The organism is Paenibacillus sp. WC2504 (genome assembly GCF_052682475.1).
Map to the genome: position 1 here is coordinate 313,733 of NZ_JBQZFH010000001.1, position 16,915 is coordinate 330,647.

At 48.6% G+C, this 16,915-nt stretch carries 16 protein-coding genes; 12 read left to right on the forward strand and 4 right to left on the reverse strand.

Annotated elements, in window-relative coordinates; all coding sequences use genetic code 11:
* Positions 1-5 precede the first annotated feature (5 nt).
* Both ACUN27_RS01430 and ACUN27_RS01435 read left to right on the forward strand, forming a co-directional pair.
* Entirely contained in the window at positions 6-1,454 is a 1,449-nt protein-coding gene (locus ACUN27_RS01430; protein ID WP_445558267.1) for an amidase family protein, read from the forward strand.
* 85 nt (positions 1,455-1,539) lie between these two features.
* Entirely contained in the window at positions 1,540-2,376 is an 837-nt protein-coding gene (locus ACUN27_RS01435) for a hypothetical protein (RefSeq protein ID WP_445558268.1), read from the forward strand.
* Positions 2,377-2,447: 71 nt separating this feature from the next.
* Here ACUN27_RS01435 and ACUN27_RS01440 read toward each other — a convergent pair whose 3' ends face one another.
* Complete coding sequence (locus ACUN27_RS01440) at positions 2,448-3,677, reverse strand: aminopeptidase (RefSeq protein ID WP_445558269.1); 1,230 nt, start codon at positions 3,675-3,677, stop codon at positions 2,448-2,450.
* A gap of 84 nt (positions 3,678-3,761) precedes the next feature.
* On the opposite strand from ACUN27_RS01440, the gene ACUN27_RS01445 reads away from it, so the two are divergent.
* On the forward strand, positions 3,762-5,423 hold the full coding sequence (locus tag ACUN27_RS01445) for a glutamine--tRNA ligase/YqeY domain fusion protein (RefSeq protein WP_445558270.1): 1,662 nt from the start codon (positions 3,762-3,764) through the stop codon (positions 5,421-5,423).
* Between the two features lie 602 nt (positions 5,424-6,025).
* Here the strand turns inward: ACUN27_RS01445 and ACUN27_RS01450 are convergent.
* Positions 6,026-6,256, reverse strand: coding sequence for a hypothetical protein (locus ACUN27_RS01450; protein WP_445558271.1), 231 nt, complete (start codon positions 6,254-6,256; stop codon positions 6,026-6,028).
* Positions 6,257-6,284: 28 nt separating this feature from the next.
* Here ACUN27_RS01450 and ACUN27_RS01455 point away from each other — a divergent pair, with 28 nt between their 5' ends.
* From ACUN27_RS01455 to ACUN27_RS01465, 3 genes are all read left to right on the forward strand, one after another.
* Positions 6,285-6,989, forward strand: coding sequence for a response regulator transcription factor (locus ACUN27_RS01455; protein WP_315954476.1), 705 nt, complete (start codon positions 6,285-6,287; stop codon positions 6,987-6,989).
* Complete coding sequence (locus tag ACUN27_RS01460; RefSeq protein ID WP_445558272.1) at positions 6,983-8,371, forward strand: sensor histidine kinase; 1,389 nt, start codon at positions 6,983-6,985, stop codon at positions 8,369-8,371. Before ACUN27_RS01455 ends, ACUN27_RS01460 begins: the two co-directional genes overlap by 7 nt.
* A 93-nt stretch (positions 8,372-8,464) precedes the next feature.
* Positions 8,465-9,187: a hypothetical protein gene (locus ACUN27_RS01465; protein ID WP_445558273.1), complete on the forward strand. Its 723-nt coding sequence runs from the start codon at positions 8,465-8,467 to the stop codon at positions 9,185-9,187.
* A gap of 302 nt (positions 9,188-9,489) precedes the next feature.
* Here ACUN27_RS01465 and ACUN27_RS01470 read toward each other — a convergent pair whose 3' ends face one another.
* Complete coding sequence (locus ACUN27_RS01470) at positions 9,490-10,599, reverse strand: winged helix DNA-binding domain-containing protein (protein ID WP_445558274.1); 1,110 nt, start codon at positions 10,597-10,599, stop codon at positions 9,490-9,492.
* Between the two features lie 161 nt (positions 10,600-10,760).
* Here ACUN27_RS01470 and ACUN27_RS01475 point away from each other — a divergent pair, with 161 nt between their 5' ends.
* Both ACUN27_RS01475 and ACUN27_RS01480 read left to right on the forward strand, forming a co-directional pair.
* Complete coding sequence (locus tag ACUN27_RS01475; protein WP_315954480.1) at positions 10,761-11,255, forward strand: CBO0543 family protein; 495 nt, start codon at positions 10,761-10,763, stop codon at positions 11,253-11,255.
* 72 nt (positions 11,256-11,327) lie between these two features.
* Positions 11,328-12,161, forward strand: coding sequence for a DUF72 domain-containing protein (locus tag ACUN27_RS01480; protein WP_445558275.1), 834 nt, complete (start codon positions 11,328-11,330; stop codon positions 12,159-12,161).
* Between the two features lie 64 nt (positions 12,162-12,225).
* Here ACUN27_RS01480 and ACUN27_RS01485 read toward each other — a convergent pair whose 3' ends face one another.
* Complete coding sequence (locus ACUN27_RS01485) at positions 12,226-12,672, reverse strand: MarR family winged helix-turn-helix transcriptional regulator (RefSeq protein ID WP_315954482.1); 447 nt, start codon at positions 12,670-12,672, stop codon at positions 12,226-12,228.
* Positions 12,673-12,869: 197 nt separating this feature from the next.
* Here ACUN27_RS01485 and ACUN27_RS01490 point away from each other — a divergent pair, with 197 nt between their 5' ends.
* The 4 genes from ACUN27_RS01490 to ACUN27_RS01505 are packed head-to-tail and all read left to right on the forward strand — an operon-like array spanning position 12,870 to position 16,878.
* Entirely contained in the window at positions 12,870-13,307 is a 438-nt protein-coding gene (locus ACUN27_RS01490) for a MarR family winged helix-turn-helix transcriptional regulator (RefSeq protein WP_315954483.1), read from the forward strand.
* Positions 13,304-13,963, forward strand: a complete 660-nt coding sequence (locus ACUN27_RS01495) for an efflux RND transporter periplasmic adaptor subunit (protein ID WP_315954484.1) — start codon at positions 13,304-13,306, stop codon at positions 13,961-13,963. Before ACUN27_RS01490 ends, ACUN27_RS01495 begins: the two co-directional genes overlap by 4 nt.
* A 21-nt stretch (positions 13,964-13,984) precedes the next feature.
* Complete coding sequence (locus tag ACUN27_RS01500) at positions 13,985-15,301, forward strand: efflux RND transporter periplasmic adaptor subunit (RefSeq protein ID WP_445558276.1); 1,317 nt, start codon at positions 13,985-13,987, stop codon at positions 15,299-15,301.
* 11 nt (positions 15,302-15,312) lie between these two features.
* Positions 15,313-16,878, forward strand: coding sequence for a DHA2 family efflux MFS transporter permease subunit (locus ACUN27_RS01505; protein ID WP_445558277.1), 1,566 nt, complete (start codon positions 15,313-15,315; stop codon positions 16,876-16,878).
* Positions 16,879-16,915 lie beyond the last annotated feature (37 nt).

Below are 16,915 nucleotides of genomic sequence, written 5' to 3' on the forward strand. Positions count from 1 at the left end.
CAAATTTGTCTGAAAAACCGGAAGAGTGGATTGTAGAAGCCGATATCATCACAATGCAAAAAGCCATGGAAGCAGGTGAAATCCGTGCCGTCGATCTGGTTGCTTTCTATGTAAAAAGAATTGAAAAATTTAATAAGACCATCAATGCAGTGTTGGAAATCAATCCGGATGCGCTTCAAATTGCACAAGCGCTTGATGATGAGCGTCAAAAGCAGGGAAGCCGAGGTCCGCTGCACGGCATTCCGATCCTGCTTAAGGATAATATAGATACGGGTGACCGTATGCATACGAGTGCCGGTTCTATGGCCTTGGCGCAGTCATTTGCAGCTGAGGATGCTTTTATTGCCGCCAAACTGCGGGAATCCGGGGCTGTGTTGTTAGGGAAAGTGAATATGACCGAATGGGCCAATTTCATGTCCGGACCGATGCCCTCAGGGTATAGTTCCCGAGGCGGACAAGTCCTGAACCCTTACGGTCCGGGACGTTTCGAGGTTGGCGGGTCCAGTTCGGGTTCCGGCGCAGCAACCGCAGCCAGCTTCGCAGCAGCGGCTATCGGGACGGAGACATCCGGTTCTATCGTGAACCCTGCGCATCATAACAGCTTGGTTGGTCTCAAGCCTACGGTAGGATTGCTAAGCCGTATTGGCATCATTCCCATCTCTCACTCGCAGGATACCCCTGGACCGATGACACGGACAGTTACGGATGCTGCGCTGCTTCTCGGAGCGCTGACTGGCGTGGATGCACGTGACCCTTTGAGTCTGGCCAGTGAAGGGAACAGTCCTAGGCAGAGTGATTACACAACCTTTCTGGATGCTGATAGCCTTCAAGGGGCTAGAATTGGTATTCCCCGATGGTTCTACAAAAATTTGAATGAGGAAGCGCAACGTATTGCCGAAAATGCTATCCAAGTGCTGCGCGAGCAGGGTGCTGTTGTGATTGATCCCGTATCGCTTCCATGCGAGCAGGAGGAGTGGAATTCAGACGTATTGCGATACGAATTCAAAAAAGACCTGAACGACTATTTAGCCAAGCTCGATGCCTCCATCCCAGTGCATACTTTGCAGGAGGTTATTGCGTTCAATCATGAGCATGCAGAGAAGGCGTTGGTCTATGGGCAAAATACACTGATTTGGTCAGAAGAAACCAGCGGTACATTGACAGAGGATGATTATCTCCGCAATTTAGTCAAATATCAGGAGCTTACACGCTCTCGCGGCATTGATCATGTGCTCGAGGAGCATCAACTGGATGCGCTGTTTTTTCCTGGCGATGAAGGTTATGACATTGCGGCTCGTGCCGGCTATCCGCTGCTGAACGTGCCTGCCGGTTATACAGCTGACGGGCCTATGGGCGTCATGTTTTCCGCTGGAGCGTTCAGCGAAGGAAAGCTTTTGGCTTTGGGGTATGCATTTGAGCAGGCAACAAAATATCGTCGGCCTCCTATTCTGTAAAACGCCAGATTCCCGCATACAACTTGGAAAAATTTGAAACAATAAGCCGTACTCAAATCTAAGTCAAGGGAGTCTGATGATTCACATGTTTCAAAAAAGCGCTAGAATAGCGCTGCAAACAGCGGTAGTAGGCTTGCTTCTGGGGTGCCTATCCTTAGGGGGCCAGGGGACGGTTGTGGCTCAAGCAGCGAACAACGAAGAGCTTCCAGCGTCGCTACCGTCTCAGCAGCAGCCTGGACAGCTTAGACAAGCGCAGCTCATTCAGACGCGTGACATCGATGTGACAGGCGATGGCGTGCTGGATCAGGTGGCTCTTTCCGGTACGAAGCTGGACATGAACAGTCCGTACTATGACCAGTTGTTCATTGTTGTAACGAGCCCAGGGCAAACGCAAGTCGTTATCCCTCTGCAAGGCGGATACAATCCGAACATGCAGTTCTGCGATTTTATCGGCGAGAAGCTGCCTCAAATTTATGTTTCCGCGGAAAATGGGGGAAGCGGCGGATTATCGACCTTTTATCTCTATTCACTAAAAAATAATGTGCCGACCGCAATCCCGCTGCCTGCACCGCTTCGCGTCTATGCGACTTTTAAGAACAACTATGTGGTGAAAATGAAGATCGAAGAGAGCGGTAAATCGTTCAATATCGATATCAAAGACAGGAAAGACGATTACGAACAGTTTGGTGTGTACAAAGACGGTAAGGTGGTTAAGCCGATTATCGTGAATGTGGATACATACAGCCTTTTGAAGCCTGTTGATAAGGGTGGAAGCGGGAAGTGTGATCTGAGGGGAGTGCAGCGTATTACCGGCATTGCGAACGCCGATACGCTTGGTTACGCTACCTCTCTGTGGCAGTGGAAGAAGGGCAGATGGGTATTGAAAGAGTCTGCTGTCGTCAAGAACTATCATAATCATTGAATAAAAGACCGCCAAGTTAGGGGCTCGTGCTCCTGATTTGGCGGTCTTCTTGTTGAGAGGATGGCTTGTTCTTACACCCAGTTGCCATTGCGGAACAAAGGCTCGCGAGTGCCATCTTCTGATAAGCCATCAATGGCCATGTCGGCTGAACCAATCATGAAATCGACGTGGATCAAGCTTTTATTAAAACCATTCTGGTTGAGCTCTTCGAGACTCATCGACGTTCCGCCTTCAATCGTGAAAGGATACGAATTACCTAACGCGATGTGGCAGGAGGCATTTTCGTCAAATAACGTATTGTAATAGATCAATCCGGAGTTTGAAATCGGCGAATCATACGGCACGAGTGCCACTTCCCCCAAATAGCGGGCGCCTTCATCCATATCCAGCATTTTGTTCAGCACTTCTTGCCCTACTTCGGCGGTTGCTTTTACCACTTTGCCATGCTCGAAAGTAAGCGAGAAGCCGTCGATCAGAGAACCTTGGTAGCTCAGAGGCAGCGTGCTGCGCACTGTTCCGTTCGTCCCTGTTTTGGCGGGCATGGTGAAGACTTCTTCGGTTGGGATGTTCGGAATGAAGAAAACACCTTTCTCGGTTTCGCTTCCTGCAGCAACCCATTGGTGCTTAGGCGCAAGCTCAATGTACAGATCAGTACCTTCTGCCTTGAAATGAAGCTGCTTATATTTCTTGCTGTTCAGCATATTCTGTTTACCTGTCAAAGTCTCAATGTGTTCATTCCATGCTGCAACAGGATCTTCTTTATCCACGCGAGTAAGTTTGAAAATTTGCTCCCAAAGCTTCTTAACACGATCAGCTTCGCTCAAATTCGGGAATACCTTAGCGGACCATTCGGCCGTCGGGTAGGAGACCATTAACCAACTGACTTGATTGTTGCGCATATAATTGAGGAAGCCTTCGCGCGCTGTCGCTGCGGTTTTGCTGGAAATAGCAACCCGCTCAGGGTCTACATCTTTAAGCAAGTCGGAGTTCGGTGCGTAAATTTGCAGAAATGCAGCGTCATTCTTCGCCATTTCTTCCAGGCCGTTCGCGCGCCACATCGGATATTCGCGAAGCGTTGACTCAGGCGCATGCTTGAGTCGCAGCGCTTTTACTTCATCGTCATCCCAGTCGACAACGACGTCTTTCGCGCCTGCCTCATAGGCTTTTTTAGTCAGCTTGCGCACGAACTCCGCACATGATATTGGCGTCATGATGACGACTGTTTGATCCTTTTGTACGTTTAATCCTACACGAATTGCGAGTTCTGCGTATTTATCCAGATAATGATCGAATGTTTCCATCGCTTGGGCTCCTTTATATTTTAGTAACTTTTAGTGTATGATAGAAAATAAAACTTTAACCATTGGGAGAAAGGCTGGCGCAATATGGAAACGAAGACTCCAACGAGCACCCCGTCCAATTTCATTAAGAATATTGTAATCGAAGATTTGAATTCAGGCAAAGTCAGCCAGGTCGTCACCCGTTTTCCCCCAGAGCCGAACGGATACCTTCATATAGGACATGCGAAGTCAATTGTTCTTAATTTTGAATTGGCGGATGAGTTCAAAGGGCTAACGAACCTCCGCTTTGACGATACGAACCCCGTTAAGGAAGATACAGAGTATGTGGAATCCATTAAAGCTGATGTCGAGTGGCTCGGATTTAAATGGGACGGTCTCTTTTTTGCTTCGAATTATTTCGAGGAAATGTACAACCGCGCTGTGATTCTAATTCGTAAAGGTTTGGCTTACGTAGATGATCAAACAGCGGATCAAATTCGTGAAAGTCGCGGTACTTTAACTGCGCCTGGTACGAACAGCCCGCATCGCGACCGTAGTGTGGAAGAAAATCTCAGCTTGTTCGAGCGCATGCGCGCCGGTGAGTTCAAAGATGGCGAACGCGTGCTGCGCGCGAAGATCGACATGTCCTCGCCGAATATTAACTTCCGTGATCCGGTGATCTATCGTGTGGTTCATGCTCACCACCACAATACGGGTGACGCTTGGTGCATCTATCCGATGTACGCGTACGCGCATCCGATTGAGGACGCAATCGAGGGTGTCACGCATTCCATCTGTACCCTGGAGTTCGAGGATCAACGACCTTTCTATGACTGGGTCATCCGCGAGTGCGAAATGCCAAATGTGCCGAGACAATACGAATTTGCACGTTTGAATCTTACGAACACCGTAATGAGTAAAAGGAAGCTGAAACAACTCGTAGACGAGAAGGCCGTTGACGGTTGGGACGATCCGCGGATGCCGACCATTTCCGGACTGCGACGCAGAGGGTTTACACCAGAAGCGATTCGCACTTTTGCCCGTGAAATCGGCGTTGCCCGCAGCAACAGCACGGTTGATGCGAAAATGCTGGATCATTTTATCCGCGAAGATTTGAAATTGAAGGCGCTCCGTACGATGGGTATTCTCAATCCGCTGAAAGTCGTCATCACCAACTATCCGGAGGATAGCGTTGAGATGCTGGATGCCGAGAATAACTCGGAGAACCCGGAAATGGGCAGCCGCCAAATTCCATTCTCCCGCGAGATCTACATCGAGCAAGAGGATTTCATGGAAAATCCGCCGAACAAATATTTCCGCCTATTTCCCGGCAATGAAGTGCGCCTGAAAAATGCATACTTCATCAAATGCAACGATTTCGTCAAAGACGACAGCGGCAAAGTGATCGAGCTTCACTGTACGTACGACATCGAAACGAAAAGCGGCAGCGGCTTTACAGGCCGTAAAGTCAAAGGCACGATCCACTGGGTTGATGCGAAAAGCGCAGTACCTGCTGAGTTCCGTTTGTACGAGCCGCTCATTCTAGATGATCAAGAGGACGAAAATGCCTCCTTCTTAGAAAACCTGAACCCGAACTCCCTGCAAATCGTGCAAGGTTTTGTGGAAGCGGGCATGAAAGAAGCGAAGCCGCATGATAAGTTCCAATTTTTCCGCCATGGCTATTTCAACGTGGATCCGAAGCATACAACTAGCGACAAACTGGTGTTCAACCTAATTGTTTCGCTGAAAAGCTCTTTTGAAGTGTAAAGTTTAAAATCCTAGCTTAGGCTAGGATTTTTTTTGATTTGTTTGGTGGCTGGGCAACACTAACGGGCCTCGTCGCTGCTAGAACGCCGAAAAACATTGCTAAACGTGTGTGGAACGCGCCAGAAGTTTGCGTTAACGCTGAAAAACAAGCTTAACGTCCGGCGAAAGAGCCAAAAAGTCGCATGTGGCCTGCTGAAACGCCGAAAACATTACTAACGTGTGTGGAACGCGCCAGAAGTTTGCGTTAACGCTGAAAAACAAGCTTAACGTCCACCGAAAGAGCCAAAAAGTGGCGTGCGGCCTGCTGAAACGTCGAAAAACATTGCTAACGTGTGTGGAATGCGCCGGAAGTTTGCGTTAACGCTGAAAAACAAGCTTAACGTCCGGCGAAAGAGCCGAAAAGACGAGTGCCGTCCGCTGAAACGTCGAAAAACATCGCTAACGTGTGTGGAACGCGCCGGAAGTCTGCGTTAACGCTGAAAAACAAGCCTAACGTCCACTGAAAGAGCCAAAAAGTGGCGTGCGGCCTGCTGAAACGTCGAAAAACATTGCTAACGTGTGTGGAATGCGCCGGAAGTTTGCGTTAACGCTGAAAAACAAGCTTAACGTCCGGCGAAAGAGCCGAAAAGACGAGTGCCGTCCGCTGAAACGTCGAAAAACATCGCTAACGTGTGTGGAACGCGCCGGAAGTCTGCGTTAACGCCGAAAAACAAGCCTAACGTCCACCGAAAGAGCCAAAAAGACTGTCTCGGCGCCGAGATGGTGGCCGAAGCGGCAGCATTTTCGCAATGAATAAATTTTTTATTCACAAATATCCAGTATGATGGTGTCATAGAACCTAATTTCAGGGGAGTGTGCCTTGTGAAAACCGTTTTGGTGGTAGATGATGATCTGAATATTTGCCGCATTACGAAGCTTTACTTAGAAAAAAGCGGCTATGCGGTGATGACCGCAAATGACGGCGAGCAGGCTCTCACGCAGTTCGAAGAGCTGCAGCCCGACTTCATCGTGCTCGACATTATGCTGCCGAAGCGGGACGGCTGGTCCGTGTGCCAGAAGATTCGCGCAATGAGCGATGTACCGATCTTGATGCTGACAGCCAGAGCTCACGTGGATGAGCGAATAGAAGGTTTGCAAATGGGCGCAGACGATTATCTGGTCAAGCCCTTTGACCCGAACGAGCTGGTCGCTCGCGTGACGACGATACTTCGCAGAACGCTGATTCGTACGGAAGCGTCAGCGCCCTCAAACATTTATGAAGTCGGCAGCCTGCGGGTAGACGCTCTTTCCCACGATGTCACCGTAGAGGGTCAACTGGTCGCTTTGCCCAAAAAGGAGTACGAGCTCCTGTTATTTTTTGTACGTAATCCGAATCAGGTATTCACTCGCGAAGATCTCATCGCCAAGATATGGGGTTGGGATTTTGAGGGGGAAGACCGTGTCGTTGACTTATACATAAAACGTCTAAGACAGAAGCTATCGGCGCATACGGAAAGAAAAGTAGACTGGAGCATTCGGACCGTGTGGGGCATTGGCTACAAGTTCGAGGGACCTGAGTCATGCTGAACTCTTTTTACCGCAAGCTCTTATTTATCTACATGTCCATCACGGTTGTGTCTATTCTTGCGATTTCAGGAACGATCGGTTATTCCATGAATCAGAAGACATATGACCGCAGTGAAAAGCTCTTGCTGGAGAAAGTTGAACAGGTCGATGAGTTAGCCAAAGAGTTATTCGACGGGTCCACCTTGCAGAAGGATTTCCGCAAACAAATAAGTGCGATAGAGAAATCGTCCAACGTTCGAGTGTCTCTGATCAAGCATCCAAAAGTGAATGCGGATAAACTCCAGTCCATCGGCGAGTCCCCGGCACGCAAGGAATGGCTGGATAAAGTGCTGGCAGGGAATCAGGTGACGGTGCGGAGCAATTTTACCCAGAATAGTACGGTGAAAATGTTGATTGTCGGACGTCCTGTGGTGCAGGAGAACCGTGTGGTTGGGGCGATTTTTCTGTATACGCCAATTATGAATATCCAAGGAACGATCAACGATATCAATCGAGCGATCTATATCTCGGCCATATCGGTGGCGCTACTGGCGATGGCTGTGCTGTACTTTGTATCACGGCATTTTGTGAAGCCGATTCAGCTCATGAGCAAGACAGCGGAGGCGCTGGCTTTGGGGGATTTTAGCGGAAGGGTCCCCGTTCGAGGGAAGGACGAGATTGCATCGCTGTCGGGATCGCTGAATCGCATGGCAGGCAAGCTGCAGAAGGTGGAAGAGGGACGCAAAAGGTTTCTCTCTGAAATTTCACACGAGCTGAGGACGCCGCTGACGACGATTCGAGCCTCTCTGCAGGGGATAACGGACGGTGTTGTGGAGCCGGAGGATGCCAAGGAGTTCATTCAGGTATCTCTTCAAGAGACGCTGCGACTGAGCAGTTTGGTGGATGATTTGATGGAGCTGTCTTCTTTTGAGGAGAAGCAGGTGAAGTTGAGTTTTCAACCTATGGATGTATCCGATGTCATTACCCACGTGGTCACCCAGTTGAAGATGAAAGCCAAGGCCAAACGGATCGAACTAAGTTCGGAGGCGGAGATGGCCTACAGGGTGCAGGGGGATGCCGATCGGTTGAGGCAGGTATTCATTAATTTACTGGATAACGCGATTAATCATATCCCAGAGGGATCAGAGGCGGGAATTCGGGTGAAAGCAGTCAGAAATGAGCGCTGGATCGAGGTCTGGGATAATGGTCAAGGTATTGCGCCGGAGAAGCTGCCGCATCTGTTTGACCGCTTCTATAAAGCGGATGAAAGCCGCAATCGCTCCGGTGCAGGCCTCGGACTGACGATCTGTAAACATATCGTTGAAGCCCACGGAGGCTCTATTCGAGTTGAGTCAAAGGTTGGGGCGGGGACGGTATTTAAAATATTTTTACCGGTTGTTTAAACGTCGCGCTATGACAAACTTATGACATAATTATCCGCTAAGATAGGTTTCGTAAGGTAAACATAACCATAGACCAATCGAGGAGTGATACTTATGTTGAAAAAATTAACAGGACTAGCTTTGGTGGGCGCGATTGCATTAACTGTTCCGGTGGCGGCTTTTGCGGCGGAATCGCAGAGCAGCAGCACGTTTCATCCACTTAAACAATTATTGTTGGATAAAGCGCAAGCTTTTGGCATATCGACGGACGGTAAAACAAACAAACAGATCAAAGATGAACTGAAAACGGCAAGTGCAGCCCAAAACACAGAGCGCTTGAAAAAAGCCGCAGTAAAACTGGGCATCAGCACAGACGGCAAAACAGATGAGCAGCTCAAAGCGGACATCCAAGCAGCGGTGCAGGTAAAACTGCAGGCGAGAGCGACGAAGCTGGGGATCAGCACGGATGGAAAAACGAACAAAGAGCTGAGAGAAGCATTAAAGGCGGCGGCATTGACGAAGCTGCAGGCGAAAGCGACGAAGCTCGGCATTAGCACGGAAGGTAAAACGAATAAAGAGATCAAAGCGGCGCTGAAAGCAGCTGAGTTGACGAAACTGCAAGAAAAAGCAAAAGCGGCGGGTATTGCAACAGACGGCAAAACAGCGAAAGAGATTCGTGCAGCTCTCTCAGCCGGCAAAGAGGCGAAAAAAACCGCAGCATTGAATAAACGTGCAGAGAAGCTGGGTATTTCTACGGCCGGTAAAACAGCCGATCAGATTCTTGCGGAAGTAGAAAGCGCATTGAAGGCGAAATGGGCTGAAAAAGCAGCGAAATAGGCCGGTTGTGCGTTTAATGTGCGACAGGTGGTCGGCAAGGCGGAATAGGGGAAGTACAGGGTCTTAAATGAGCCAAAATGGGCTCATTTCTAGGTGAGATGAACTACAGGGCCTTATTTCGCATAATGAACTTGTATTTTGGCCAATTTTGCTAAAATAGCGGAACGTAGTTCCCACTAACCTGAAGAATCGGCTGTATCGTGAAAAATAGCGGACCACAGTTCCCCCTACCCCAAGATAACTACTCATATGGCCTAGAAGGCTGTCTCAAAGGTTGTTTCCGACCTTGTGGGGCAGCCTTTTTAGTTATAGCAGATTTCCACGGATTCAGCCTCGGGAAAATGAAAGGAGCAGAGCCCCTCGGCCTCGGCTTCAACACTAGCTCGCTCTGACGAGGATATGGCGCGGAATAACGTGATTGTTAACACGCACACTTTTCGTTTGTGCATCACAATGGACCAAATGCCGCTGACAAAACCGTCAATAAGCAGCGCTGCGCGAATGATGCCGTTATCCGTAAACACACGCTGCTTCAGCTCCTCCGCCATAATGCGTGAGCGGTCGTCGTAGGATAGCAGCATGTTGTCGAACTCCCCCAAGAAGCGAGGGGGAGCAGGCGTGCTAGCGTCCGGCCGTGGCGCCTCCGGCAGGTCGAACAGCTCATTGCCGTGCTCGTCGCGAAAGACGAGCAGGCCGGGGCGCAGCCGCTCCATGACCTCGCGCAGCCGGGTCAGCCCGGACCATACCTGCATATCCTTCACGGATGCAGGCCCAAATGCCGCCAAGTAGCGCAGCAACATGGCATCCACACTGGCCGCCTCCGCCAGCGGGCGACCGAGCCACGCCTCCGCGGTCGTGTGGACCGCCTGCCCGGCGGCGCCCCAGATGCCTCGCGGAGGCACCTGTACCAGCGGCAAGCGGCAGCGCACCGCTTGCGCCAAGGCCGTGGCGTCGCGCTGCGGCCACTGGGCCCCCAGGCGCTTGCCGAGCTCACCTAACGTGAGCGGCTGCGCCTCAAGCAGCGCTCGCCCGGCGGCGGCAAGCGCGTCCAGGTCCAGTTCGGCAAGTTTCTTGCCGAACGCGCCTTGCAAGCCGCGATCCTGAACTGCTTGCAGGATCGGGCGCAGCGTCACGCAGTCGTCTGCCGTGACGAGGTGGATCGTCGAGCGCATCAAGGCGATGCGCACGATGCTTCGATCCAGGATGAGCTGCGACAGCTGCTCATGGTGAAAGCTTTGCAGGCGGGTCCACAACCCCACGTAGGGTGGGTTGGGGGCTTGCGCCTGCAGCCCGACGAGGTGCCGGACCGCCGCGAGGACAGGCATGTCCGATCGCCGCAGCAGCAGCTGCCGAGCCAGGAGCGCCCGGTTGAGGTCGCGTCGGCTGAGGATTTTATCCATATGTTCAGTCATGCATAGGCCTCCTAAACGCTTTTATTTCAATATATAGCAAGCTCACTGACAGCAGTATGTCATGGTTGGTGCATGTCACAAAATGTATAATTTTGTAACTTATTTGTATATAATTGTAAATTATTTGTATAATAGATACAACGAGAAGGAGACATGTCGTTATGCACTTATTTGTGGCTATTTTCAGTGTTTGGGCTTCGTATCGATGGGGCGATTGGCGGAACTGGCAGAAGTATCAACCTACGATGATGTATTTCGCTATTGGTAATTTATTATACAACTATTTATGCGCTGAGCGTATGCTCTGGACGCTGACTCCCGACTGGTTCGGGGATACAGGCCTCACGGAATTGATTTACACCTTTCTTACTTTCCCAGCCACGGCACTCTTGTTTCTGACGAATTTCCCGCAGGGCCGGATGAAGGTCTTTTTTCACTATGTCCAATGGGTGCTCATCTATGGCGGGGTGGAGTACATCTACTCTTTGACGGGTAGAATCGAGTATCAATACGGCTGGTCTTTAGGATGGTCGATTATTTTTAATATCATCATGTTTCCTATGCTCAAATTGTTTTCGGTCAAACCTCTATTAGCTTATGGTTTTTCAATGCTGTTGACGGTTTTTTGGATGAAAATGTTTCATGTTTCGTTCTAGACCCCTTAGTTGTCCAACTCCCCTTCAAAAAGCTACAATAAAAGAAAATCAGCGATGTAAGGGGAACTTACAATGATCAATATCGGTCTCGCCGGATGGGGCGATCACGAGCTGGGCGGCAGCAGAGGGAAGCTGCGGGAGTACGGCGCACACTTTCCGGTTGTGGAGGTGGACACTTCGTTTTACGCAATTCAGCCGGAACGCAACTACATGAAGTGGAATCAAGAGACACCGGAAGGATTCGGATTCATCATTAAGGCGTACCAAGGAATGACGGGGCATTTGCGGGGAGCGAATCCTTTTGCCGGCGGGATCGGAGAGATGTTTGAGACTTTCTTGCAGTCGATTCGACCCGTTCAAGAAACGGGTAAGCTGAAGACGGTTCTGTTCCAATATCCACCCTGGTTCGATTGCAGCAAAGCTAATGTGGATGTGCTGCGCGATGCGAGAGAACGCATGGGGGATGTGCCTGTAGCTCTGGAATTCCGCCATCAGAGCTGGTTCAAAGAGGACATGCAGGAGAAGACGCTCACATTCATGAAGCGCGAAGGTTGGATGCATAGCATCTGTGACGAGCCGCAGGCGGGAGTGGGCTCCGTTCCTACGGTGCTGGAGGTCACGCATCCCGATATGACAATGGTACGATTCCACGGACGGAATGTCGGCGGTTGGGTGCAAAACAACGAAGCAAATTGGCGCGATGTGCGATATTTATACGACTACAATCAACAGGAATTATTGGAATGGAAGGATTGGCTGCTGCAACTTCAGGAGAAGACGCGGGAAGTCTGTGTGGTGTTCAACAACAACTCGGGTGGACACGCGGCTGGGAATGCTAAGCAGTTGATGGCGATGCTGGGGCTTGATTATGAAGGGCTGGCACCGAGGCAGCTGGATTTGTTTTAAAGGTTTCACTTTACATGAGGTCACCGGATCTTTTCTGGTTGACCTCTTTTTTGCCCAACTAGTTCTAGTTGGGCTCTTTGGCACGACTTTCATTGATTGTAATATTGAATTTTCGTAACAATTGTGCGAATGTTTGGCATTCTTCATCTGACCATTCTTTTAGTACTTCCTTGAATCGGACCGACCTTGCCTTTTTATATTCATCTAATTCATGTTTACCCAAATCCGTTATGTGTAAGGTATATGCCCTTCGATCTTGGGGGTCAGGTATTCTGTACACGTATTCTTTCTGCTCTAATGAAGATGCTTGCCTACTGACGGTGGAGATATCCAATTGAAAAATATCCGCCAATGCTTTTACGCCAGCGCAGCCATGAGCTGATATTTGGTGTAACAACAGATAAGCGGAGCGATCGATATTACCGAATTTCTTGTCGGATGACAAAGACGTGAGGCGGCGAACAAATATGGCCATTTCAAGTTCTATGATCTCCAATGAATCTATTTTCATACTTCTTCACCCCATTAGCTATATGAACTATGGTAACATACCCAACTCCAATTTTGAATCTGAAAAGAGGCTGAAAATGATGATTGACAACCCTCTATAAAGTTGTATAATACAACAATGTAGTTTTATGATACAACTTGTTTTTGGGGGAGTCAATGTGGCTCTTCAATTCTATTCGTCTGAAATGAGGTGTGTGGATGTATCTTGAGACCAATATTGCTAAACTTCTGAGGCAATTGACGAGATACCATAAAGAGTCGTTAGCTAAAAGGATTAATTGTTTGGGATTAACACCTCCCCAATTCATGACGTTGTGTCAAATTAAGAAGGAGCCCAAGACGATCGGGCAGATTGTCGACGCTGTTGATTTATCTTACAGTACCGTGTCGGGTATCATAGATCGGCTTGAACGCGATGGTTGGCTTGAACGTGTGAAAGACGAAGTGGATCGCCGCGTGACTTGGATTTATATGTCTGAGAAGAAACTGGCAAGGTTTGAGGAAAATACTTTTTTTCAAGAAGCTAATTATTCTAAGTTTTTAAATGGATTCTCAGAAGAAGAATTAGTCACTATTCATAATTCTTTCGATTTGATTACAAGACATTTGGAAAAGAAGGTTGAGGAGAAATCATGAAGCGTAAAGTAATGTTGTATATCATATTGACCGCTTTGGTCATCGTCGGCGGAGGAATCGGCGGTTATTTTTGGTATGAAGGCCAAAACTACCTAACTACGGATGACTCAAGGCTTGCCGGAGACATCTACAAAGTAATGCCGCGAATTACCGGAAAAGTGACTTCGTTGCAAGTTAGCGAAGGAGATCATGTGTTGGCCGATCAGATTATTGGGCAGCAAGACAATAATAATTTGCCCACAAGCAGCCTCGATCAAGCGGCACTACGCTCGCCAATTGAAGGAACTGTCATTAAAACTTTGGTTAAAGCCGGAGAAGTCTCCTCACCAGGCCAAACGGTAGCGATGGTCGTAGATACGAACAAGTTGTACGTATCGGCCAATGTGGAGGAAACAGAGATTCATAAGGTCAAGGAAGGCGAAGTTGTAGAAATCAATTTGGACAATTTCCCTGGCAAAGTGCTGCTAGGCAAAGTGCAAGAAATTAGTAAAGCCACTGCGTCGACCTTTTCGCTGCTGCCTGCTACGAATACAAGCGGGAATTTTACAAAAGTCACCCAACGTATCCCTATCAAAATTTCGATCGATGACAATCAAGGGCTTGAATTATCACCCGGAATTAGCACTTCAATCAAAATTCATTTGAAGGGCAACTAAAACAAGAGGAGTTAGTCGACGATGCGTAAACGAAAACAAATAATCGTTCCAGCGATTCTTATATTGGCAGCTATTGTGATCCTTCCTGGATGTGGCGCCAAAGTTTCAGGTCAAGCGGATTCCGCAGCCGTACCGATTCAAGTAATAAAAGTGGGTCAACCTGCAACTGCAGGCTTAAGTGGTAAAGTTATTCCGGATCAGGATATTAAAATTGTATCCAAAGTAGCTGGTAAAGTTGCCAACGTAAACGTGCAAGAAGGCAGTAAAGTCAAACAAGGCGATGTGTTGGTTCAACTGGAAACAAGTGATCTAACGCAGCAAGTGAAACAAGCGGAATCTGCCCTCGTTGCGGCGCAAGCGAAACTTGTTGATACAAAAGCAGGTGCCCGTTCCCAGGAGATTCAAGGGCTTCAAAGCGCAGTTAGCGCAGCTCAAGGGGCTTATCAACAGGCAACCGCGGCGATGGAGCAAGCCAAAGCAGGACTCGATCTCGCTACAAGCACTTATAACCGTTTGAGAAATTCTTACGACAGCAATTCTGGTGTAACGCAAGAAGATTTGGATAAAGGAACACTTGATTATGAGAAAGCGAAAGCTGCCTCTGAACAAGCACAAGGCGCTCAAAAAGCGGCTGAAGCACAACTCCAAGGAGCAGAAGCTAAGCTGCAATTGGCTAAAGTAGGACCAACAGATAATACGATTTCAGCGCTTCAGGCTGATGTTGACCGTTTGAATGCAGGTTTGGAACTTGCTAACAGCGGTTTGAGCAATGCGACAATTACCGCGCCAATCGACGGACTTATTGTCAAAAAAAGCATTTCCGTGGGTGAACTCGCTCAACCGGGCGTGCAAATCCTCTCTCTGGTGAACATGGATCAAGTTCAAGTGGAACTAAGTGTGTCCGACAGCCAGATCACACAAGTGAAGGCGGGCATGCAGGTAGACGTTGCGATTCAAAACTTGCCGAATCAAACTTTTAAAGGCGAGATTTCTTTCGTAAGTCCCGTTGCCAACGCGAACAGCAATACGTTCCCTGTCAAAGTGAAGGTAGACAACAAAGATGGTTTGCTTTTTGCAGGTATGGTGGCGGAAGTTAAACTGAACGCTGCTCAAGAAAGCCGTTTGGAAGTTCCGAAAAGCGCAATTATTAAAAAAGATCAAAAAGAGTATGTATTCACCGTAACTGACAACACAGCTCACCTCGTTGAAGTAAAAACGGAGGAGAAAAACCAGGATTGGTCGTACGTGCTGCCTACGGATAAATTAAAGGCGAATGAACAAATTGTCGTGAATCCTGCAGACAAGATTGCTGAAGGCACGAAGGTAAAAGCCGAATAGGAGGCGCAGCTATGGCCGATGCATCGGCAGTAAAACAACAAGAATCAGAAGGCTCCGGTAAAATGTGGCTGTCGCTTATCGCCATCGTCATGGGTACCTTCGTTGCCGTTCTGAACAGCAGCCTAATGAATGTAGCTATGAACAAGTTCGTTGCCGTATTCGGCTCGGATATCAATACGATGCAGTGGGTTATTACGGGATATACCTTGGCATCTGCGATGGTTATTCCAATGAGCGGCTTTCTCGGTGCCAAATTCGGAAATAAAAATATATTTATTTTCTCTGTAGCCGGGTTTACCTTATTTTCCGTAGTTTGCGGTCTGGCTTGGAGTTCTAGTACAATGATCTTGTTCCGAATCATTCAAGGTTTTGCCGGCGGATTTATTATGCCAATCGGGATGTCCATTATTTATACCACGTTTCCCCGGGAGAAAACCGGTACGGCGATTGGCCTGTGGGGGGTAGCCGCGATGTGTGCCCCTGCACTCGGGCCGACGTTCGGCGGATATCTAATCCAGAATTACAGCTGGAGATTACTCTTTTTCATTAATGTACCTATTGGGATTCTTGCCGTCATACTTGGGAAGGTCTTGCTGAAAGAATCTCCGCGAAGAGAAGGATTGAAATTCGACTTAACCGGGGCTATTCTGTCCATGGTCTTCTTCGGAAGTCTGCTATTGGCGCTAAGTAAAGGCCAGCAGCAAGGATGGACTTCTTTATTTATCATTAGTCTGCTATTTGTTGCATTCTTCAGTTTGCTGCTCTTGATCTGGGTGGAGCTCGGAGTCGAGCAGCCTGTGCTTGACTTGAAGCTTTTTAAAAATTTAAAATTTGCCATTAGCGTTATTGCAGGTAGTTTAGTTATGATGGGTATGATGGGCGGTACGTTCTTGACCCCTTTATATCTCCAGAATATTCAAGGGCTCTCCGCCATGCAGACCGGGCTTGTGATGATGCCGCAGTCCATCGCGATGGCGCTTATGATGCCGATCAGTGGCAAGCTCGCCGATAAATTCGGGATTGTCCCTTTGTGTATCACGGGTCTTACCATCCTTGGTGTCACGACATTGGATCTGCACCATCTCACGACGGATACGCCTAACCATTGGCTAAATACCATATTAACGATCCGCGGTATCGGAATTGGGCTTTGTATGATGCCACTAACTACAGCGGGTATGCGTGCGGTATCTCCACAGCAGGTAGGGAATGCTTCGCCGCTATCCAACGTTGTGCGTCAAGTAGCTGGTTCCCTGGGGATTGCCATCTTTACTGCGCTTATGAGCAATCGTCAAATTCTTCACTTTCAACACATCAGCGATAATGTGCCGGTTGATTCGGTTTCAGCGAATAATACGGTATCCATGCTCTCAGGCTCCATTTATTCATGGTCGGTAGATATGGCAACAGCCTCAGGAACTGCGGCTAGCTATCTGGCCGGCATCATGCAAAAAGAGTCATTAGTCAGGTCAATCGCCGATACGTTCTATATTTCTGCTATCCCTGCTTTTATATGTATCCCTTTCGTCCTTTTCTTTATCCAGAGAAAAAAGGCGCCAACCGAGGTCAAAAAGTAAATGATTTGATGATATCCAGATTTATATCCAGCTTTTG